The 19990-nt window shown below is 64.8% G+C and carries 16 protein-coding genes and 1 pseudogene; 5 read left to right on the top strand and 12 right to left on the bottom strand.

What is annotated here, in order from left to right; all coding sequences use genetic code 11:
* Positions 1 to 20 precede the first annotated feature (20 nt).
* The 5 genes from NUU27_RS03670 to dctP form a co-directional block, all read right to left on the bottom strand.
* On the bottom strand, positions 21 to 1544 hold the full coding sequence (locus NUU27_RS03670) for a malonyl-CoA synthase (protein ID WP_257760704.1): 1524 nt from the start codon (positions 1542 to 1544) through the stop codon (positions 21 to 23).
* Positions 1541 to 2983, bottom strand: coding sequence for a malonyl-CoA decarboxylase (locus NUU27_RS03665; RefSeq protein ID WP_257760703.1), 1443 nt, complete (start codon positions 2981 to 2983; stop codon positions 1541 to 1543). The genes NUU27_RS03670 and NUU27_RS03665 overlap by 4 nt, the downstream gene beginning before the upstream one ends.
* Positions 2980 to 4296: a TRAP transporter large permease gene (locus NUU27_RS03660; protein ID WP_257760702.1), complete on the bottom strand. Its 1317-nt coding sequence runs from the start codon at positions 4294 to 4296 to the stop codon at positions 2980 to 2982. Before NUU27_RS03660 ends, NUU27_RS03665 begins: the two co-directional genes overlap by 4 nt.
* Positions 4296 to 4871 carry a TRAP transporter small permease subunit gene (locus NUU27_RS03655; RefSeq protein ID WP_257760701.1) on the bottom strand — a complete coding sequence of 192 codons (576 nt, stop codon included), beginning with the start codon at positions 4869 to 4871 and terminating at the stop codon, positions 4296 to 4298. The genes NUU27_RS03660 and NUU27_RS03655 overlap by 1 nt, the downstream gene beginning before the upstream one ends.
* A 65-nt stretch (positions 4872 to 4936) precedes the next feature.
* The gene (dctP, locus tag NUU27_RS03650; protein ID WP_257760700.1) at positions 4937 to 5941 is read right to left on the bottom strand and encodes a TRAP transporter substrate-binding protein DctP; all 1005 of its coding nucleotides are present in this window, start codon (positions 5939 to 5941) and stop codon (positions 4937 to 4939) included.
* A gap of 133 nt (positions 5942 to 6074) precedes the next feature.
* On the opposite strand from dctP, the gene NUU27_RS03645 reads away from it, so the two are divergent.
* The gene (locus NUU27_RS03645; RefSeq protein ID WP_257760699.1) at positions 6075 to 6755 is read left to right on the top strand and encodes a GntR family transcriptional regulator; all 681 of its coding nucleotides are present in this window, start codon (positions 6075 to 6077) and stop codon (positions 6753 to 6755) included.
* 146 nt (positions 6756 to 6901) lie between these two features.
* Here the strand turns inward: NUU27_RS03645 and NUU27_RS03640 are convergent, their stop codons facing one another.
* Genes NUU27_RS03640 through NUU27_RS03610 form a run of 7 tightly spaced genes read right to left on the bottom strand, consistent with a single transcriptional unit; the run spans position 6902 to position 15243 of the window.
* Positions 6902 to 8287, bottom strand: coding sequence for a M20 family metallopeptidase (locus NUU27_RS03640; protein WP_257760698.1), 1386 nt, complete (start codon positions 8285 to 8287; stop codon positions 6902 to 6904).
* Positions 8288 to 8289: 2 nt separating this feature from the next.
* Entirely contained in the window at positions 8290 to 9864 is a 1575-nt protein-coding gene (locus NUU27_RS03635) for a gamma-glutamyltransferase (protein ID WP_257760697.1), read from the bottom strand.
* A 12-nt stretch (positions 9865 to 9876) separates the two neighbouring features.
* A complete protein-coding gene (locus NUU27_RS03630) occupies positions 9877 to 10857 on the bottom strand; it encodes an ABC transporter ATP-binding protein (protein ID WP_257760696.1) in 981 nt (326 codons plus the stop codon).
* On the bottom strand, positions 10854 to 11843 hold the full coding sequence (locus NUU27_RS03625; RefSeq protein ID WP_257760695.1) for an ABC transporter ATP-binding protein: 990 nt from the start codon (positions 11841 to 11843) through the stop codon (positions 10854 to 10856). The genes NUU27_RS03630 and NUU27_RS03625 overlap by 4 nt, the downstream gene beginning before the upstream one ends.
* Positions 11844 to 11851: 8 nt before the next feature.
* On the bottom strand, positions 11852 to 12751 hold the full coding sequence (locus NUU27_RS03620; RefSeq protein WP_257760694.1) for an ABC transporter permease: 900 nt from the start codon (positions 12749 to 12751) through the stop codon (positions 11852 to 11854).
* Positions 12752 to 12755: 4 nt separating this feature from the next.
* Positions 12756 to 13673, bottom strand: a complete 918-nt coding sequence (locus tag NUU27_RS03615; RefSeq protein ID WP_257760693.1) for an ABC transporter permease — start codon at positions 13671 to 13673, stop codon at positions 12756 to 12758.
* A gap of 58 nt (positions 13674 to 13731) precedes the next feature.
* Positions 13732 to 15243: an ABC transporter substrate-binding protein gene (locus tag NUU27_RS03610; protein ID WP_257760692.1), complete on the bottom strand. Its 1512-nt coding sequence runs from the start codon at positions 15241 to 15243 to the stop codon at positions 13732 to 13734.
* Positions 15244 to 15407: 164 nt separating this feature from the next.
* On the opposite strand from NUU27_RS03610, the gene NUU27_RS03605 reads away from it, so the two are divergent.
* The 4 genes and pseudogenes from NUU27_RS03605 to NUU27_RS03590 all read left to right on the top strand — a co-directional run.
* Entirely contained in the window at positions 15408 to 16193 is a 786-nt protein-coding gene (locus tag NUU27_RS03605; protein WP_257760691.1) for an IclR family transcriptional regulator, read from the top strand.
* A gap of 202 nt (positions 16194 to 16395) precedes the next feature.
* Positions 16396 to 17613: a TadE/TadG family type IV pilus assembly protein gene (locus NUU27_RS03600; RefSeq protein WP_257760690.1), complete on the top strand. Its 1218-nt coding sequence runs from the start codon at positions 16396 to 16398 to the stop codon at positions 17611 to 17613.
* A gap of 547 nt (positions 17614 to 18160) precedes the next feature.
* Complete coding sequence (locus tag NUU27_RS03595) at positions 18161 to 19225, top strand: diguanylate cyclase (protein WP_257760689.1); 1065 nt, start codon at positions 18161 to 18163, stop codon at positions 19223 to 19225.
* A gap of 394 nt (positions 19226 to 19619) precedes the next feature.
* A pseudogene (locus NUU27_RS03590) lies at positions 19620 to 19990 on the top strand (iron-sulfur cluster loop); the annotation flags it as partial.

Here is a 19990-nt window from a genome sequence, read left to right as displayed (position 1 = left end):
TTTCTCTATTTTATAGAATCTTAGCTCGCATCGGCTGTCTGGTAGAGATCGGCATAGTCCTGACGCAGGATGTTTTTCTGCACCTTGCCCATGGTGTTGCGGGGGAGCTCTTCGACGAAGATCACGCGCTTGGGCTGCTTGTAGCGCGCCAGGCGGTCCTCCAGCGCCTTGAGGATCGTCTGCTCGTCCAGCGCCGCGCCCGGCTCCGGCACGACCACAGCGGTGACGCCCTCGCCGAAATCGCGATGCGGTACCCCGATGACGGCGCTCTCGATGACGCCGGGCAGTTCGTCGATCTGCGTCTCGACCTCCTTCGGATAGACGTTGTATCCGCCCGAGATCACGAGGTCCTTGCCGCGCCCGACGATGTGGACGTAGCCGCCGGCATCGATCATGCCGAGATCGCCGGTGATGAAGAAACCGTCGTCGCGGAACTCGGCCTCGGTCTTCTCCGGCATGCGCCAGTAGCCCTTGAAGACGTTCGGCCCCTTCACCTCGATCATTCCGGTCTCGCCCGTGGCGACCGGAACGCCCGTTTCGGGGTCGACCACGCGCAGCGACACGCCCGGCAGCGGAAACCCGACCGTGCCGGCGATCCGCTCGCCGTCATAGGGGTTGGAGGTGTTCATGTTGGTCTCGGTCATCCCGTAACGTTCGAGGATGGCGTGTCCGGTCACCTCGCGGAAACGATTGTGCGTCTCGGCGAGCAGCGGTGCCGAGCCGGAGACGAAAAGGCGCATGCCGGCAACCGCCTGGCGCGTCAGCCCCGGATGCTGCAGCAGCCGCACATAAAAGGTCGGCACGCCCATCAGGGCCGTCGCCCGCGGCATCAGCCGCAGCACGGCGTCGGCATCGAACTTCGGCAGGAAGAACATCGACGCGCCGGACAGCAGGATCACGTTCGAGGCGACGAACAGGCCATGCGTGTGGAAGATCGGCAAGGCGTGGATCAGCCGGTCGGATGCCGTGAAGCGCCAGTATTCGCGCAGCGTCAGCGCGTTCGACAGGAGGTTGTCATGCGTCAGCATGGCGCCCTTCGACCGGCCGGTCGTGCCGGATGTGTAGAGGATCGCGGCAAGATCGTCGGGTCCGCGCGGCACGTCCTGGAAACCGGCGTCGGCGCCCGCGACGCCTTCGAGCAGCGAGCCGCCGCCCCTGTCGTCCAGCGTTTCCACCCGCGCCCCGTGCTTTTCGGCGACGGCGCGCAGTCCTTCGGCGGCGGCGGGCGTCGTCACCACGATGCGCGGTTCCGCGTCGCCGATGAAATAGTCGAGCTCGGCCGTCGTGTAGCCGGTGTTGAGCGGCAGATAGACGGCGCCGGCACGCAGGCAGGCGAGATAGAGCATCAGGGCCTGCGGGCTCTTGTCCACCTGCACCGCCACGCGGTCGCCGGGGCGCACCGCAAGCTCCGTCAGCACATGCGCCAGGCGCGCCGAGAAGTCGAGCATTCGCTCATATGTCCACACCTGGCCGTCAAGCGTCTCGATGAAGGTGGCTTCCGGCCGGGCGGCGCTCCTTATGGCGTCGAACATATGATTGCTCATTGCGTCAGTTCCTTATTGTCTTTCTTCTCGGGGTCTTCGCCCCTCTTGCTTCCGGCGACCGCTTTTGGAGACGCGGCGGGCACGAGACTGCGGCCAGCGCGGCTGGCCGGGGCCAGGCGCCGGACGGCGGGTGCTGCCACCACCTCGCTGCGCGCGGCGAACGCCTCGTGATTGGTCTCGATGTCGTCGAGCTTGTAAAGATAGTTGACCATCATGCCATGCGCCTGGCGCATCGCCCGAGGCGAGCGGTCGGCAAGGAAGTTGATCCTTTCGAGCCGCGCCCCGTTTCCGAGATGAAACCGGGCGACCGGATCGATGATCCTGCCGCTCGTCGAACGGGCGTGGAGCAGATAGCGGGCCGTCAGCGCCGTCAAGAGCGGGCGCAGCGCACCGGCGGCCTCCGCCTCGTCCGGCCATTGCGGATCGTCCAGCAATTCGAGCTGGCTGCGCTCGTCGGCGCTCAGCATGTCGGAGCTCTCCGCCCGCCGCTCGCGCGACAGCCAGTCGGCGAAGCCCGGAACCGGCGACAGGGTCACAAAGGTGTTGAGCCGCGGCAGCTCGCGCCGCAGGTCCTCCACCACCTGCTTGATCAGGAAATTGCCGAAGGAGACGCCGCGCAATCCTCTCTGGCAGTTGGAGATCGAATAAAAGACGGCCGTCGTGGCGTCCTCGGCCTGCACCAGCGCCCGGTCCTGGCGCAGCACGTCGGCGATCGCCGCCGGCATGTCCTGCGTAAGCGCCACTTCGACGAAGATCAGCGGCTCGTCGACCAGTTGCGGATGGAAGAAGGCGAAACAGCGCCGGTCCGCGGGCTTGAGGCGGCGGCGCAGCTCGTCCCAATCGTCGATCTGGTGCACGGCCTCATAGCGGATGATCTTTTCCAGGATGTCGGCGGGCGTCGACCAGCTGATCGGCCACAGCAACAGAAAGCCGCGATTGAACCAGGAGGTGAAGAGATGCGCGAAATCGGCATCGACCGCGGCAAGGTTCGGCTCCTCATCCTTCAGCGTCAGCAGCGCCTCGCGCATACGCACCAGCGTCGAAATCCCCTTCGGCGCCAGGTTCAGGCGGCGGATCAGCTCCTGCCGCCGCGGCTCCGCAGCGGTGTGGAGCTCGAGGAGAGCCGCCGGCGTCTGCTCGGCGCGGTATCGGTCGATGGCCCGCTCCAGCCTCACGGTGTCGGGCCCGAAGCGCTCGAGCAGCATCAGCATGAACTCGCGGCGGCCGACCGGCTCGAGCTGCTCCCAGCGCTCCATGATCTCCTTGGCGAGCGCCATGCCCGAGGCTTCGCCGCGGCTCGTCAGAAGGGTCTCGCATGCCGCCTCGACCGCGCCGAGCCCGTTGCCGGCCCCATTCTCGCGCGGACTCAAAGACAGGAAGCGGCGGCCGCGATCCGTGATGGCCTGCAGCATGTCGCTGAAAAAGCTGGCGCTGTTCATCGCACGACCCCCATCATCTGGTTGGGCAGCCAGGTGGCGATCTCGGGAAAGATGCACAGGACGACGATCGCCAGGAACATGACCAGCACATAGGGCAAGGCCCCCCAGAGGATATCCCGCGTCGGGATATCCGGGGCGATCGCGTTGATGACGAAGAGGTTGAGGCCGATCGGCGGGGTGATGAGCCCGACCTCCATGTTGATCGTCAGGACGATAGCGAACCAATACGGATCGAAGCCCGCCTGGGTGATGATCGGGAAGAGCATCGGCGCCGTCATGACGATCACCGCGACCGGCGGCAGGAACATGCCGGCGACGAGCAGGAAGACGTTGATGATCCCCATCAGCACCCAGCGGTTGACCTCCATGTCGGCGATCGCACCGGCGATGGTCTGGGTGATGAACAGCGACGACAGCGCGAAGGCGAACAGCTCCGCCGCCGCCATGATCATCATGATCATCACGCTTTCGCGCATCGCCGCGCCGAAGATCGTGGCGACCGGACGCAGCCGGAACAGCCGGTAGGCGACGATCACCACCAGAAGCGTCAGCATGGCGCCGACGCCCGCCGCTTCCGACGGCGTCGCAAGGCCGCCATAGAGCACATAGAGCGTGCCGGCGATGATCAGCAGGAACGGCAGGACGCGCGGCAGGGCGGCGAACCTTTCGCGCAGGCTGAAGCGCACGGCGCGCGTGTCGAAGGCATAGCCCTTGCGCCGGCAGTCGATGATCGCCCAGGTCATGAACATCAGTGTCAGCATGATGCCGGGAATGACGCCGGCCATGAACAAGCGCCCGATGGAGGTTTCCGTCGCGATGCCGTAGACGATGAGCGTCACGGAGGGCGGGATGAGGATGCCCAGCGTGCCGCCGGCGGCGATCGAGCCGGTCGCCACCGATGTCGGATAGCCGCGCCGCAGCATCTCGGGAATGCCCATCTTGCCGATCGCGGCACAGGTGGCCGGCGACGATCCCGTCATTCCCGAGAAGATGCCGCAGGCGCCGATGTTCGACAGGACCAGCCCGCCCGGGACGCGGTTGAGCCAGCGGTCGAGCGCCGTATAGAGATCGGCTCCGGCGGGCGAGGAGGCGACCGCCGCCCCCATCAGCACGAACATCGGGATCGCCACATAGGCAAGGTTGGCGATGCCCGAGAACATCGTGTCGCCGAGCACGTAGAAGATGTCGAGGCCGCTCTGCAGGAACAGGGCGAGGAAGGCCGCCAAGCCGAGGGCGAAGGCGATCGGCATTCCGGTGCCGAGCAGCACGAACAGAGCTGCGATGATGGTCAGGCCTGCCAGGGTCGGGCTCATCAGGCATTCTCCTTCGTGACTGGTTTGAGATCGGCTGCCGCACCGGCACTCTCCACCGCCTCGCGCGCCACGTCATGCTCCACCGCCGGCGCGTCCCCCGACAATTGCCCGGCGATCCCGGCGATGTATTGCAGGCAGAGCATCGCAAAGCTCAGGGGCAGCGCCGAGAGCGGCACCCATAAGGGCGGCGCCCAGACGCTCGAATGGCGCCAGTTGCCGACCCAGGCCTCATGGAACTGCACCCAGGTCGCAGCGAGCATGATCGCGCAGAAGGACAGGCCAAGCAGGCTGGCGACGGCCCGCAACCGCCGGCGCGCCGTATCGCCGACGATGAGCTCGACGACATCGACGCCGACATGCCCGCCCTTGAGCAGGACATAGGGCGCGCCCAGAAACATGGCGGCGGTGGCCGAGAAGACCACGAAGTCGTTCTGCCAGATCGTCGGCTGGCGGAACACGTAACGCAGCAGGATCATCTGGCAGACGACCAGCATCGCCGCGATCATCAGTCCCGTCGCAAGCACGGCGAGTGCGCGCGACAGATTGCCGACGGCCTTGATATAGACCTGGACCATAATGCGAGTTCCTTATGCGAGAAGGTTGGCGGCGCAGCGGGATCCACGCCGCCGGGGCGCCCTTCTCACTCCACGGCGAGAGCCTTTTCGATCAGCTTGTCGCCGCCCGGCACGTTTTCGGCAAAGTTCTTGTAGGCGGACGCCTTCGCCACTTCCAGCCAGGCATCATAGTCGCTCTTCGACATCTCGACCACTTCGACGCCGGCTTCCTTGTAGGTGTTGATCAGTTCCTCGTCGCCCTTGCGGATCTCCGCGTTGAAGAAGGCCTCGGCCTTCTCGCCGGCATCGAGAATCGCCTTCTGCTGCTCGGGCGTCAGCCCGTCGAAAACCTTCTTCGACATCAGGACCGGCTCATACATGAACCACAGCGCGTTCTCGCCCGGCGCGGTCAGGCACTTGACCTGCTCGTAGAGGCGGTAGGACACGAAGCTCGCCGAGGATGTGTTGGTCGCGTCGAGCACGTTGGTCTGCATGCCGGTGTAGATTTCCGACGAGGGCATGGAGGTGATCGACGCGCCGGCCGCCGCCAGCATCTCCTCGAATGCCGGGCCTGCGGCGCGGATCACCTGCCCCTTGACCGTGTCCGGAGCGGTGATGCAGCCCTTCTTGGAAGCAAAGGCGCCCGAAAGCCAGGCGTCCGATATGACGATGGCGCCGGCATCCTCGATGATCTTCTTGATGTCCGCCATGAATTCGGAGTCGTTGAGGCGCATGGCACGGTCGAAATTGCCGACAAGGCCGGGCATCAAGGTCGCGGAAAATTCGGCGTGCCTTCCCGACGCATAGTCGAGAGGAAAGGACGTCATGGCCAACAGGCCGCGCGTGACGGCGTTCCATTGATCGTTCGGCTTGTAGAGCGATGCGCCGGGAAACACCTGGATTTCCAGCCCGACATTCGCCTCCGCCACATCGCGGGCGATCATCTGCACCATCTCGTCGCGGATGTCCCCTTTGCCTCCGGGGAACTGGTGCGATGCCTTGAGAATGGTCTGCGCACCCGCCGCACCGGCGGAAAGACCGCTTGCGGCGACGCAAGCCGCCAGGACCAATGACTTGAAGCGTTTCTGCATGGTTTCCTCCCATAGCTTCCGGCCCTCCAGCCGGATGGATTTCTACCTTGCGAATCTTGCACGCAGAGTCAATTGTCTTGTATACAAAAACTTCATTCATGCATTCAATATGTCGCGGCGACCGGGAGCGGCCATGGCGCAGAACACCTTCCAGACCTTGCGGGACGAGATCGAGAACGGCATCGTGACGGGGGAGTTCGCCCCTGGAGAGCGCCTTGACGAAGCGCAGCTGGCGGCGCGTTTCGGCGTGTCGCGCACGCCGATCCGCGAGGCGCTGATGCAGCTCAGCGCTATCGGGCTCGTCGAGACCCGGCCGCGCCGCGGCGCCACCGTCGTCGACCCCGGCCCGAACCGGATCTTCGAGATGTTCGAGGTGATGGCGCAGCTCGAGAGCATGGCCGGCGCCCTGGCGGCGCGGCGCCACACCGAGGAAGACAGGGCGGCGATCCTGAAAAGCCACGCGGAATGCGAGCGCTCGGCGCAGAGCGGCGAGACGGACTCCTACTATTACAACAACGAGGTCTTTCACCGCGCCATCTATGCGGCGAGCCACAGCGGCTTTCTCGAGGAGCAGTGCATCGCGTTGCACCGGCGCCTGCGCCCTTACCGGCGCCTGCAACTGCGCGTGCGCAACCGCATGAAGGTCTCGTTCGGCGAGCACGCGGCCATCGTCGAGGCTATTCTGGCCGGTCAGGCGGACGCGGCGAGCCGGCTCCTGCGCGACCACATCGCCGTGCAGGGCGACCGTTTCAGCGATCTGATCGCCAATCTCGACCGGCGCAGCAAGCCGGGCGCCGGCAGCCAGGGCCGGTAGCGCATCGGCCCGAAAATCGGAATCGATTTTCGGAAAGCACGATGCGCAGATTCAAAGACTTACAGCGTCCTTTGTGCGTTCGAATGGACGCACGGCGCTGTAACGGGAGACCGTTCTTCTCGCCGAACGCCGCTATCCGCTGCCCCTCACTCCGCTCTCCTCTCGCCGATGTCCCAGAACAGCCCGGCCATCATCGCCAGGGCCTCGGCGCTCTGCGGCAGCAGCAGATGCTCGTCCGGCGCGTGCTGCGAGCAGCCCGGATAGGAGTGCGGCACCCAGACCGTCGGCAGGTTGAGGATATCGGCAAAGGTCTCGTTGGGCAGCGAGCCGGCGAGGTTGGGCAGGAGCGCCGCCTGCTTGCCGGTCGTCACCTCGATCGACCGCCGGACGCGCTGCACCCAGGGATGGTCCGGATCGAGCCGGGTGGCATGGAAGAAGCCGCGCTCGGCGGGGATGATCTGCACCCGCTCAAACCCGTTGCTGTCGAGATGGCGGCGCAGTGCGGGCAGGATATCCTCGGGGTCCGTGCCGACCACGTAGCGCAACTGGCAATGGGCCTTCGCCCATGCGGAGATGGCATTGACCGGAGCCTCCGGAACACCGCTCTTTTGCGCCAGGACGGCGAAGCTGTTCCAGCCGAAGACGCGTTCGGACGGGCTCAGGCTCTCCTCGCCCCAGTCCAGGTCGATCTCGGGGCCGTCGAAGCCGCCGACCGGGCAATCCGCCAGCGCCTTGCGGATGGCCGGCGTCAAGCTGGTGGGGCGCCACTCGGGCACCTGGATCTGGCCGCGCCGGTCGACGATGGAGGCGATCGCATGCGCCAGAACCACGGCCGGGTCGCGCAGGAGCCCGCCCCAATTGCCCGAATGATGCGCGCCCTCGCGCAGATCGACCAGGAGGTCGAAGCTGACCCCGCCGCGCGATCCCATGAACAGCGTCGGGCGATCGGGGTGCAGGCGGGGTCCGTCGGAGGCGATCAGCACGTCGGCGGCAAACAGGTCGGGGTGCAGGCGGAACAGCTCGCCGAGGCCCGGCGAGCCGCATTCCTCTCCCATCTCGATGATAATCCTGCAGTTGAAGCCGAGCCGGCCCCGCTCGGCCAGCACCGCGCGCAGCGCGGCGATGTTGATGCAGTGCTGCCCCTTGTTGTCGGCCGTGCCCCGGCCATAGAGGCGGTCGCCCTCGATCACCGTCCTGAACGGGTGCAGCCCTTCGCGCCACTGCTCCGTCTGGGCGCGGATCACGTCGCCGTGCCCGTAGATCAGCACCGTTTCGAGCGCCGGATCCTCGATCCGCTCGGCCTGTAGGAACGGCATGTCCGCAACGAGCGGGTTGTCCAGGAGACGGTGGGAGAAGCCGAGATCGGCGAGCTTCGGAGCCATCTCCTCGGTCAGGTAGCGTTTCAGTTCCGCGCGTTTGCCGAGATCCTGGCTCTCGGTCTCGTAGGCGACCATCCGCGCAAGCTCGTCGACGAAGCCGCCGGACGAAAAATACGCCCCAATGCGGGCGATGACACTGTCGCGACTGGCCAAGACTAAGCTCCTTCTTTCTCGTGCACGGCATCGCCCCATGGCGACATGATCTCCGTGCAGCCCATGTTCATGCCATTCTCGCGCATCACACCCGCCGGGCAGGCGAAGGCATAGGGGAAGACGTTGCGCCTTGCCGGAACCACCTGCTGCACGCCCTCCAGCGCAGCCAGAATCTCGCCCGGCAGGGTCTCGTCGGCGACGATCACCTCACCGCCGCTGTTGTCGATGCGCGGATGGTGGAACGCCTCCTCCAGCGACATGCCGAAATCCATCATGAAGGAGGAGAGGTTCAACACCGCCGGCAGGATCTTGCGGCCGCCGGAGGCGCCGATGGCGAAGCGGCGCCCGTCCTTCTCGCCGATCGCCGGACAGACATTCATCAGGCAGGCCTTGTTCGGCGCCAGCGAATTGGGCCGCCCCGGCTCGGGATCGAACCACATGATGCCGTTGTTCATCAAAAGTCCGGTCGATGGCGAGACGACGCGCGAGCCGAAGATCGACAGCAGCGTCTGCGTCACCGCGCACATGTTGCCGTGCCGGTCGACGACGCTGAAATGCGTCGTACAGGACGGCGCATGCGGTGCTTCCCCGTCTCCCATCTCGCGCAGGCGCCGCTCATAGGTCGCGCCGAGCGCGCGGGCCGTCTCGGCAAAGCTCTTCGCGTCCGGTCGCGCTCCCGGCTCGAAGGAACGCTCCATCATGGCGAGGCACTCGGCAAGGTTGGTGCCGGCCGTCAGCCCGGCGGCCGCGCGCACCGTTCCCCCCCGATAGGCCGCGTCGACGGTCGGCGTCAGCCGGGCGCGGTAGGCGGCAAGATCGTCGCGAGAAAGGGAGCCGCCCTTGTCGCGCACGTCGGCGGCGAGTGCCGCCGCGATGTCGCCCTCATAGAAGTCACGGGCGCCGGCCTCGGCCAGACGAAGCAGCGTGTCGGCCATGCGCGACTGGTCGAGCCGCGTCGTCGAAAGCGCCGTCCAGCCGGCGATCTTCGGCCATTGCCCGTCCTCGAGAAACAGGGCCGCCGCGTCGGCATCCTGGGCCAGCTCGCGGGCGGTCGAAGCGATCAGCAGCGAGGCGTACCAGTCGACCAGCATGCCTTTCCGCGCAAGATCCACCGCCGGCGCCAGAAGATCCCGCCAGGCCATCCTTCCATAAGCCCCGTGCGCCAGCTCCATGCCGGCCACCGTTCCGGGCACGGCGATCGCCGTCGCCCCCTGAACGTTGCGGTCGTCGACCACGGCGGGCCAGGGAAAGAGATCCGAGGCCTTGCCGTTGCCGGAAAGCGGGTAGTCGGCCGGATCGAGGGACGCGGGCGAGCGCATGCCGAACTGGACGGTCTGTGCCTTCTTCTCGTCCTCGCGCCAGATCACCATGGCCCCGCCGCCTGCCGGCCCGCTCATCCAGGGCTCGACGACCCCGATGGCAAAGGAGGTGGCGACCGCCGCATCGATCGCGTCGCCGCCGGCTTCCAGCACCGCCGCGCCGACCTCGGCCGCCACCCGGTGCTGGGCGGCAACGACACCGTTTCTGGTGGCGGCGACATGTTTCGCAACGGTCTGCGTGCGGGAGAAATTGCTCATGATCCTGTCCGTTCAGTGGGTGGGCGCCGCGCTGTAAAGATGGCAATCCACGTGGCCTTCCGGGCCTTCGACACGCGGCGGAGGCGTCGTCCTGCAGATGTCGCGAACCTTCCCGCAGCGCGGATGGAACCGGCAGCCGGGCGGGGGCGAGATGGGATTCGGATAAGCCGCGCCGAGATGCGTGTCGGGCACCGACAGCGAGGGATCCGGCGTCAGGACGGATTCCAGAAGCGCCGTGGTGTAGGGATGGCGCGGACCGGCAAACAGATCCCGCGCCGGCGCCTCCTCGACGATCTGGCCGAGATACATGACGGCGACGCGGGTCGCCAGATGCTCGACGACCGCCAGATTGTGGCTGATGAAGAGATATGTCAGCCCCAGCTCCTCGCGCAGGTCGCCGAGCAGGTTGAGGATCTGCGACTGCACGGAGACATCGAGCGCCGAGGTCGGCTCGTCGCAGATGACGATCTCCGGCTTCATGATCAGCGCGCGGGCGATCGCCACGCGCTGGCGCTGGCCGCCCGAAAGCTGGCTGGGATAGCCGCGGCGCACGCGCGCCGGCAGGCCCACCAGGTCGAGCATCCTCGTCACCGCCTGCTCCCTTGCGGCGCCGTCGCCGATGCCGTGCACCAGCAGCGGCAGGGCGATGATGTCCTCGATGCTCTTGCGCGGGTTGAGCGAGGAATAGGGATCCTGGAAGACCGGCTGGATGCGGCGCGCCAGAAGCCGGCGCTCGCCCGGCGCGATCTCCCTGCCGTCGACCAGCACCCGCCCGTCGGTCGGCATCTCCAGTCCGAGCAGGATCTTCGCGAGCGTGGACTTGCCGCACCCCGATTCGCCGACCAGGCCGAGCACGTCCTTCCGGTTCAGGCGCAGGCTGACGCCGCTCAGAGCGTGCAGCGGCTTCGGCTTGCCGAACATGCCCTGCTTGACCTGATAGGTCTTGGTGACCGAGGCCAGTTCCAGGACCGGCGGTGTCGCGGTCTCGCTCATGCCGGCGCTCCTTCCTCGGCTTGTCCGTGGATGCAGCGCCAGGCGTGCTCTGCGCCCTCCTTCTGCTCGGGTATGGGGTCGGCACAGGACGGCGCGGCGACATCGCAGCGGCCGCGGAAGGCGCAGCCTTCCACCACGCCGACGAGCGAGGGCACGATGCCGGGAATGGAACCGAGATGCTCGCCCGGCTTCGTCTTGCCCGGCACGGGGATGCAGCGCAGCAGACCCCTCGTATAAGGATGGCGCGGGTTGTCGAAGATCTCCCTTGCGGTGCCCTGCTCGACCACCTCGCCGGCATACATGACCGCCACCTTGTCGGCGATCCGCGCGACGATGCCGAGATCGTGGGTGACGAGGATCATCGCCATGTTCATCTCGCGCTGCAGGTCGGCAAGCAACCGCAGGATCTGCGCCTGAATGGTCACATCGAGCGCCGTCGTCGGCTCGTCGGCGATGATCAGCTCCGGCTCGCACATCAGGGCCATGGCGATCATGACGCGCTGGCGCAGGCCGCCCGAAAGCTGGTGCGGATATTGCGACAGGCGGCTTTCGGCCGCCGTGATGCCCACCTTGCCCAAGAGCTCGACAGCGCGCGCCAGGGCCTCAACCCTGCTTGCCCTGCGATGCAGCAGATAGGCCTCGGCGAGCTGGTCGCCGATCGTGTAGGCCGGGTTGAGGGAGGTCATCGGCTCCTGGAAGATCATCGCCATGCGGTCGCCGCGCAGGCTGCGCATGGTGCGCGGCTTCTGCCGCATCAGATCGATGCCGGCGAATTCGAGCCTGTCGGCACTGCGCCTGAGCTTGCCCGAAAGCAGCCCCATGACGGCGAGCGAGGTCAGCGACTTGCCGCTGCCCGATTCGCCGACGATGCACAGGGTTTCACCGCGTTTCAGATCGAAGTCGATGCCGCGCACCGCATGCATCGTCCCTTGCGCGAGCGGGATGTCGATGGTCAGGCGGCGGACACTGAGGATCGGGTCTGTCATGGTGCCCCCTACCCCTTGTTTTCCGGTGCGCTGACGTCGCGCAGCCCATCGCCCAGAAGGTTGATGGCCAGCACGAGCACGAACAGGGCAACGCCCGGGATGGCGATCAGCCAGGGCTCGAACAGCAGCATCTGCTTGCCCTCCGAGATCATCAGGCCCCATGAGGGCGTCGGCGGCTGCACGCCGAGGCCGAGGAAGGAGAGCGCCGCCTCTAGCAGGATCGCGTGCGCCATTTCGAGCGTCGCCACGACGATCAGGTTGTTGACCACGTTGGGCATGATCTCCGACAGGATGACGCGCGGCACCGAGCAGCCGATGGCCTTGGCCGCGTTGACATATTCGAGGTCGCGCACCTGCAGCACGGAGGAGCGCATGACCACCGCGAAACGGTCCCACAGCAGCAGCCCGAGAACCATGATCACCACCTGCAGGGAACCGTCGAGGATGGCCACCACGGCAAGCGCCACGAGAACCACCGGCATCGCCAGCCTGACGTTGATGAGGAAGGTGACGACGAGATCCACCCGTCCCCCGAAATAGCCGGCGGCAACGCCCATCGCGGTTCCGATGAGGCCGGAGATCAGCGCGGCGATGACGCCGATGGCCAGAGAGATGCGCGCCCCGTAGAGGAGCCGTGCGAGATAGTCGCGGCCGAGGTGGTCGGTGCCCAGCAGGTGGTCGGGATCGCTGCCTGCCATCCAGAACGGCGGCTTCATGCGGGCCAGCAGATCCTGCGTGTAAGGATCGTGCGCGGTCAGCAGCGGCGCAAAGGCGGCGATCAGAACGATCGTCGCCAGCACCACGATGCCGAAAAGCAGGCCGTAATGGCCGAAGATCCGCCGGCGCAGCAGGGCCGCTGGGCTTGCGGTGCGGATCTGCTGCGCAGCCGTGTCGATCGTGCGTGCCATGGTTTCAGCCCACCCTGATGCGCGGGTCGAGCCAGGCGTTGGCGAGGTCCGACAGGAAGGTGAAGACGATGTAGAACATCGAGAAGATGAGGATCAGCGCCTGGACGGTCGGCAGGTCGTTGCGACCGATGGATTCCCAGGCGAGGTATCCGGCGCCGTGCAGGGCGAAGATCGATTCGACGACGATCGAGCCGCCCAGCATGAATCCCATCTGGACGGCTGCAAGGCTGACCACCGGGACGACGGCGTTGCGCAGCGCATGCTTGAACATGACGCGCCACTCGCTGGCGCCCTTGGCGCGCGCCGTGCGGATATAGTCGGCGCCCAGCACCTCCAGCATGCCGGCGCGCGTCAGCCGCATGATGGCCGGCATCGCGTAGTAGCCGAGCACGATGGTCGGCATGACGAAGTTCTGCCAACCCGCCGTGCCCGACGGCGGCAGCCAGCCAAGGCGGATCGAGAAGATGACGATCAGGACCAGGCCGAACCAGAAGCTCGGCATCGCCTGCCCCATCACCGACAGGAACAGCGCCGTCCGGTCGATGAAGGAGTTCGGGCGCATCGCCGCCGCAACGCCGAGCGGCACCGCCGTCAGCAGCGCGAAGGAGATGCCGCACACGCCGAGCAGCATGGTGACCGACAGCCGGTCGGCGATGAGTTCCGAGACGGGCAGCTTGAAATAGTAGCTCTGGCCGAAATCGCCGCGCAGGGCGCTGAAAAGCCAATCCGCATATTGCACGAGGAACGGCCGGTCGAAGCCGTAGAGGGTGCGGATCGCCTCGATGTCGGCAGCGCCGGCATTTTCACCGGCGATCGCCGAAGCCGGATCGCCGGACATGAACAGGAGACTGAAGCTGAGGAGCGAGACGGTCAGCGTCACCAGCACCGCCAGCCCCAGCCGTTTCAGGGCAAAAGCAAGCATCGATCACCTCGGAACGAATGAGCGAGCGCCGGCGGCGGGCACCGGCGCTCCGGGTCGGCTATTTCCAGTGCACCTGGAAGAAGCGCACCACCTCGTCGGGTGTCGGCGTGTACTCCGCATCCTGGGTGAGGACGTAGTTGGAATTGTAGGAGAAGAGCGGGACCCAATAGGCCTCGTCGGCGATCTTCTTCAGGGCCAGCGAGTAATTTTCCTTGCGAACGGCCGGGTCGATCGACGTGTCGGCCTTGTCGAGCCAGGCCTTCACCTCATCGTCGCGGGCAAAGTCCTCGACGCCATGCTTGAAGAACTGGCTGGTGATGGCCGACGCATCGTTGACCGAATAGGACCCCCAGGTCTGGAAGCTCATGCTCGTCTCGCCCTTGTGACGCATCTCGCGCAGCGCCGAGTATTGCAGGTACTTGAGATTGGCGGTGATCCCGACATTGGCGAGGTAGGACAGCATCGCCTCCGCATAGGGCCGGTCGCGATAGGCATAGAAATCGACCGTGAACCCGTCGGGATAACCCGCCTCGGCAAGCAGCGCCTTCGCCTTCTGCGGATCGTAATCATAGACCGCAACGTCCTGCTCGCAGCCGAACTGGCTCGGGAAGCAGGCGGAGTTGACCACCTTGGACTTGCCCTTCAGGAGGCTGTCGACGATGGCCTGGCGGTCGATCGCGTGGGCAATGGCCTGGCGCACGGCGCGCTTCTTGATCGGATGCTCGCCGCTGCGGCCCGCCGCGTCGAGCTCCAGATAGCCGATGCGCATGGTGCTTTCATTGGCCACGTTGAAGCGGCCCATCGCCTCCAGCTTCTCGGCCTGGTCAGCCGGCACGCCCCAGATGAAGTCGAGACCGCCGCTGAAGAGCTCGGCAAGCTGCGTGTTGATGTCGGGAATGGTGCGGATATCGACGGTGCCGATGGTGGCCCTGCCCTTCGGGCTGTCGTGATAGCCTTCGTATTTCTTCAGAACGAAGTGCTTACCCGGCTCCACGCTTTCGACCTGATAGGGGCCGGTGCCGACCGGCTTCAGCGCCATGCCGGCCGGGCCGGCTTCGGCATAATATTCGTTCGGATAGATGGAGACCGGGCCGGCCAGATATTCGAACGCGGCGGGGAACGGTCCGTTGGTGATGATGCGGACGGTGTATTTGTCGACCTTGACCGCCTCCTTCATCCAGTTGACGTTGCGCTGCACGACAACGCCGTTCTCAGGCTTGGCGACGAAGTTCACCGTGTAGACGACATCGTCGGCGTCGAATTCCTCGCCATTGTGGAACTTGACGCCCTCGCGCAGCTTCAGCTCCAGCGTCGTGTCGTCGACCCACTGCCACGAGGTGGCGAGGTTGCCTTCGTATTCACCCGTCTCCTGGTTGAGATAGAGCAGGCCGTCCCAGATGGAGCGCTGGAGAATGACGCCTTCGCGCGCCGAATTGAAATAGCTGTCGACCGATTCCAGCTCCTTGGTGAAGGCGGCATTCAGCGTATCGTCCGCCTTGCCGGCCATTGCGCTACCAACGCCCGCCGCAACGGCCAATGCGACGGAACTCGCCAAAAGACATGTTCTCATTTCTCTCTTACCGGCCTGGCCGGCCCCTCTGTGGATTTTTTATTATATAATGATACATGGCACTGTATTATAATTTAGCGTATTAACGGGATGCACGCTTGTCAAGAATGTCGGGTGTCTGCGAAAGACTTGTGTGAAGGGCTGGACGGGAAGAAGGGCGCGCGGTGTCGGAGAAAAAAGAGACAAGAGAAAAGCAGGACACGCTGTTCGTCGGCTCGCTTGAAAAAGGCATGCGCGTCCTCAGCGCGTTCAACGAGCACCACACCGCGCTCGGCCTGACGGATCTCGCCAATCTGACCGGCCTCGACAAGAGCGCCGTGCAGCGGCTCGCCAACACGCTTCACAAGACCGGCTATCTTCACAAGGATCCGGAGTCGCGGCGCTACAGCCCGGCGCTGAAATTTCTGGAGCTCGGCAATGCCTATCTCTGGGCCGATCCGCTCGTGCAGCTCGCCATGCCGAAGCTGATCGAACTCGGCCGCAAGCTCGGCGAGCGCGTGAACGTGGCGCGGCTCGACGGCACCGAGATCGTTTACATCATCCGCATCCCGACCCAGTTGACAGCCTTCGGGGCGATGGTCGCCGGACGCCGCTTGTCGGCGCTCACCACGTCGAGCGGCCGCGCCCTGGTCTCCTGCCTTGATCCCGCCGCCCGCAAGGAAGCCGTCGAGACGTGGCCGGTCAGGGTCATGACCTCGAAAACGACGCTCGACCGCAGCAAGATCGCGCAGGCGGTGGAGGAAGCGGCGGCCTGCGGCTACGGGCTGACCGTCAGCGAAAACATCATCAACGAGATCGGCATCGCCGCCCCCATTCCCTCCGAACGCGGCCGGCCGGTGGCCACCGTCCAGTGCTCCGTCTCCGCCATGCGCTGGACCGTCGACCGGGTGCGCGAGGAGATCGCGCCGCACATCATCGAGGTCGCCAACTCGATCCACCTGCCGGGCTAGCGCATCGGCCGGAAAATCGGGATCGGTTTTCGGAGAGCACGATGCGCAGATTCAAGAACGCTGCAGCCATAGAGCGCGGAGCGGGTCCATGGGCCTCCGGAATCGGCCGATCGCTCAAAGTGTAACTGTTTCGTAAACACATCACACAGACCTCGGCCGTAAAGTTCCTCTCTTGGGCAAATTCGGCGAAGGGGCTAACGCTATGATTGTCCATTTCCTGGGGAACCGGGACGGGAACTTTGCTGCCTTGACGGCACTGGCAATGGTTCCCGTCATGGCAGCGGTTGCGGGCGTGGTGGATTACGCGACCGCCAGCCGCAAGGCAGGTCAGTTGCAGAACGCGCTCGACCACGCGGCTTTGTCGATCGCCGCGCAATATTATTCGGGACTGTCCGACACCGAATTCACCGATGTCGGCTTCCAATATGTCGAAACCAACGGCGACGGCCTGGCGGTGTCGAAGGATGGCTTCGATTTCCACAAGGGCTACCCGGCAACCGACGGCGAGGCGCCCGAGGGCGATTATGTGACGGTTCGCGGAACGATCCTGCACAAGAGCCTGTTCGGGAAGTTCGACTGGCCGCTCGAGCGGCTGAGCGTCGTGAAGGTGCAGCCGGGCCAACCGGCTTGCGTTCTCGCGCTCGACAAGACCGCGGATCAGGCGGTCAAGATCCAGGGATCGACGGAGGTCACGCTGGACAAATGCGTCATCGCCTCGAACTCCGCCTCGTCCAGTTCGGTCTATCGCGGCGGATCGGCGAAGATCGCGGCGGAATGCGTGGTCACGGTCGGCGGTTCCTACGGCCTCGGCGGAACATCCAGCGTTTCGCTGGAATGCCCGAATGCGATCGAGAATCAGTATCCGTCACCCGACCCCTTGAAAAACCTCGTCACGCCGAACTACACGGCCTGCCAATCGATGCCGGGCGGCAAATCGAAAACGCTGAAGCCAGGCACCTATTGCGGCAAGACCTTCTCGGGCGACGTCGTCCTCGACCCTGGATATTACATCCTGCGCGGCGGACGCATCCAGCTCGGCGGCAATGGCTCGCTTGTCGGCCACGGCGTCACGATCTTCCTGCTCGAGGGCGCGGAGATGGCCATCAACGCGAATCAGAAAGTCGAGCTGTCGCCGCCCGACAACGGTCCTTATGCGGGCGTTACTGTCTATCAGGAAGCGTCCAACAGCAACGCGGTGACGATCAACGGGACCCTCGATTCGGCCGTCAGCGGCTTCATCTATGCGCCGGGTGCGCACATACAATACACCGGCAATGCAAGCTCAATATCGGGGAAGTGCCTGCGCCTCGTTGGCGACACGATCGAAATGAACGGCACGTCGGATATAGCATCCGACTGCACGGCGGAACTGGGCGGCCGAAAGATGTATGCGGGTCGAACGATGATCCTGGTGCGCTGAACCCGGCACAAGATGGGGCACACCGCCAAAGGTTCCAAAAAGCAAAAAACCCTGCCAGTAAAACTGGCAGGGTTTTTTGCAAGAAACGGGCGACAGAGCTTGATTTTCTTATCCTGCTGTCGTCACGGCCGTTCCTTAAGCCCCAACTTCCCCGCCCTCGCGGCGTGATAATTAGCTAGCATAGGTGAAAGCCCGCGTAATTAACCTGGGTTAATCGCTTTGTATTTCGTAACACCATTTTTACGGACATGGTTATTCGGCAACACCATCACGCGTCCAATCGGTTCCGTGCCGCTCGCGACGCCGATCCGCCTGCCCCGCGGCTGCTTCCCGTCCCGCGCAGAGGTGAAGCGAAATCAAATCACTCTACCTAAGCGGGAGTATTTAACGTTAAAAATCTCTTAAAAGTTGAATATTGATCCACGTCATCACTGTTTCTTGCCTAAAGCATGCCGCCTCGGCATATTGCGGCCAACACACTATTGTCACCGTTATTTACCTGTTACATTGCTGTTGCAGGGTGTTCGATGTTGCGGGAGTTCGCTTGATGGACATGCTGGGCTTGACGTCCCACTTCCTGCAGGGGCTGGGGATCGCGGCAATCGTTGTGGTTTTCTATCATGTGGCTCTTCGGCCGCAGACCACCAGCACCTTCAGGAACATCATTCTGGCGCTGCTGTTTTCCGTGGGCAGCGTCGGGCCGATGCTGATTGCGCCGGACTTCTCGAGGAGCCTGCCCTTCGGCATCGAGAATACCTTCGTCATTCTGGCCATGGCCTATGGTGGTTGGTGGGCGGCGATCGCCTCGACCCTCGCCGCCGCTGCCGGGCGTGTCTTCCTTGGCGATCCGAGCGGGATTCTCGGTGTCGTGCTCTGCTCCCTCATCGGCTTTGCCTTCGCACGCGCCATGAAGGGCCGCTCGATCACGATGGGGCCCCTGGCCGTCGTCAGCACCCTTTCTGCCGTTGCGCTGACCGTCTTTCTCGCCTTCCCGCATCCCGGGTCGCTGCAGCTTCTTGCCCTTGCGGCGGTCGGGCTCGTGGCCAGCACGCTGGTGATCGGCCGCCTGCTCAGGCTGCAGAAGGGGCGCAAGCCTGCGCCCAACGACGGCAAGGTCGACGCTGCTACCGATCCGCGCACCGGCCTGCTCAACCGCCGCGTCTTCGACAAGCTTGGGCCGGAACTCGCCGACGCCATGAACTGGGCCGGACAGCCCTATTCGATGGCCATCATCGACATCGATGCCTTCGACGACATCCTTGACAGGCACGGCGAAGCCGTCGGCGAGGAAGCTCTGCGGCACGTGGCTTCCGTCGTCCAGGCCAATGTCCGGCAGACCGACATGGTGGCAAGTTTCGGCGCGCAGGCGATAGCGCTCGTGCTGCCCGCTTACGATGCCGAACGGGCATTCGGCCTTGCGGAACGCATTCGCGATGCGGTCGCCGGGGCGCCCTTCCTGATCGAAGGCACGCCGGTTTCGCTGACCATCAGCGTCGGGCTTCACACGCCCTTGCCGCGCCAGGAAGGGTTCTGGGCCGCTCTCGGTCAGGCCGACACCGCGCTCAACCGTGCGCGCTCGACCGGTCGCAACCGCCTCGAAGTCGCAAACTAGAGCGCTGTGCGTCTTTTTGGACGCAGAAAGAACGCTGTAAGGCGAGGCGAGGCCGCTCGTGCGCACAGGAAATGCGCACGCTCCCGTTGCCTAAATTTTACACATGCTGCTTTCGCTCTGTCCAAGCCTGCGGATGCCTCGGCAATCGAGCTCTTTGCCAGATCAAGCAACTTGTTGAAAATGAAGATGTAATTCCGTCTTTCAGAAACTGGCACGTTTGATGCTTTTCCTTGGCGAGTCCGGAGGGGACTCTCCAGGAAGGCGTCGCAAAGAGCGCTGGAGCACGGCCGTCAGACGGATCGCAATGACCGCGATGCAGATCCGTCTGGCGGCCTTTTTCATTCCGGCGTGGTAGCCGATTGATTTGTTCCCTTTTTGTTCTTATCATGAAGGGATGCAGTACACCCTGCCCCTTGCACCATTCAACCGGATTGCAGGCGTCCATCGAAGCCTGCGGGCGACGTTCGGCGCGCCGGCCGAATTCGTGCGCCTCGACCCGGTCAGCCAGATGCTTCTGGCCATGCTCAGCGCCAGGACCCGCAGCGAGATCGCCCTCAAGGTCTTTGCCACGCTCGTAGAGCATTTCGAGGTGGCGCGACATGGCGGCCGCTGGACACGGCTTGCGAATGCTTCGTTCCATGAGGTCGACCGGCTGCTCGAAGGCATCACGCATCCCGAGCGCAAGGCCATCGCCCTGCCGCGCGCCCTGCGTGAGATCGCCGCCCGGCGCGGCGATCTCACGCTCGACTTCCTCGCCGGCTGGCC

The organism is Nitratireductor sp. ZSWI3 (genome assembly GCF_024655565.1).
Lineage (GTDB): Bacteria > Pseudomonadota > Alphaproteobacteria > Rhizobiales > Rhizobiaceae > Nitratireductor.
This window is presented reverse-complemented; position numbering and strand designations above follow the sequence as displayed.

Bases quoted from the DNA above. Each gene is read 5' to 3' on its own strand.
- NUU27_RS03660 (WP_257760702.1), bottom strand. From the start codon at position 4,296: ATGAGCCCGACCCTGGCAGGCCTGACCATCATCGCAGCTCTGTTCGTG.
- NUU27_RS03645 (WP_257760699.1), top strand. From the start codon at position 6,075: ATGGCGCAGAACACCTTCCAGACCTTGCGGGACGAGATCGAGAACGGC.
- dctP (WP_257760700.1), bottom strand. From the start codon at position 5,941: ATGCAGAAACGCTTCAAGTCATTGGTCCTGGCGGCTTGCGTCGCCGCA.
- NUU27_RS03620 (WP_257760694.1), bottom strand. From the start codon at position 12,751: ATGGCACGCACGATCGACACGGCTGCGCAGCAGATCCGCACCGCAAGC.
- NUU27_RS03610 (WP_257760692.1), bottom strand. From the start codon at position 15,243: ATGAGAACATGTCTTTTGGCGAGTTCCGTCGCATTGGCCGTTGCGGCG.
- NUU27_RS03615 (WP_257760693.1), bottom strand. From the start codon at position 13,673: ATGCTTGCTTTTGCCCTGAAACGGCTGGGGCTGGCGGTGCTGGTGACG.
- NUU27_RS03625 (WP_257760695.1), bottom strand. From the start codon at position 11,843: ATGACAGACCCGATCCTCAGTGTCCGCCGCCTGACCATCGACATCCCG.
- NUU27_RS03635 (WP_257760697.1), bottom strand. From the start codon at position 9,864: ATGAGCAATTTCTCCCGCACGCAGACCGTTGCGAAACATGTCGCCGCC.
- NUU27_RS03655 (WP_257760701.1), bottom strand. From the start codon at position 4,871: ATGGTCCAGGTCTATATCAAGGCCGTCGGCAATCTGTCGCGCGCACTC.
- NUU27_RS03630 (WP_257760696.1), bottom strand. From the start codon at position 10,857: ATGAGCGAGACCGCGACACCGCCGGTCCTGGAACTGGCCTCGGTCACC.
- NUU27_RS03670 (WP_257760704.1), bottom strand. From the start codon at position 1,544: ATGAGCAATCATATGTTCGACGCCATAAGGAGCGCCGCCCGGCCGGAA.
- NUU27_RS03600 (WP_257760690.1), top strand. From the start codon at position 16,396: ATGATTGTCCATTTCCTGGGGAACCGGGACGGGAACTTTGCTGCCTTG.
- NUU27_RS03665 (WP_257760703.1), bottom strand. From the start codon at position 2,983: ATGAACAGCGCCAGCTTTTTCAGCGACATGCTGCAGGCCATCACGGAT.
- NUU27_RS03595 (WP_257760689.1), top strand. From the start codon at position 18,161: ATGGACATGCTGGGCTTGACGTCCCACTTCCTGCAGGGGCTGGGGATC.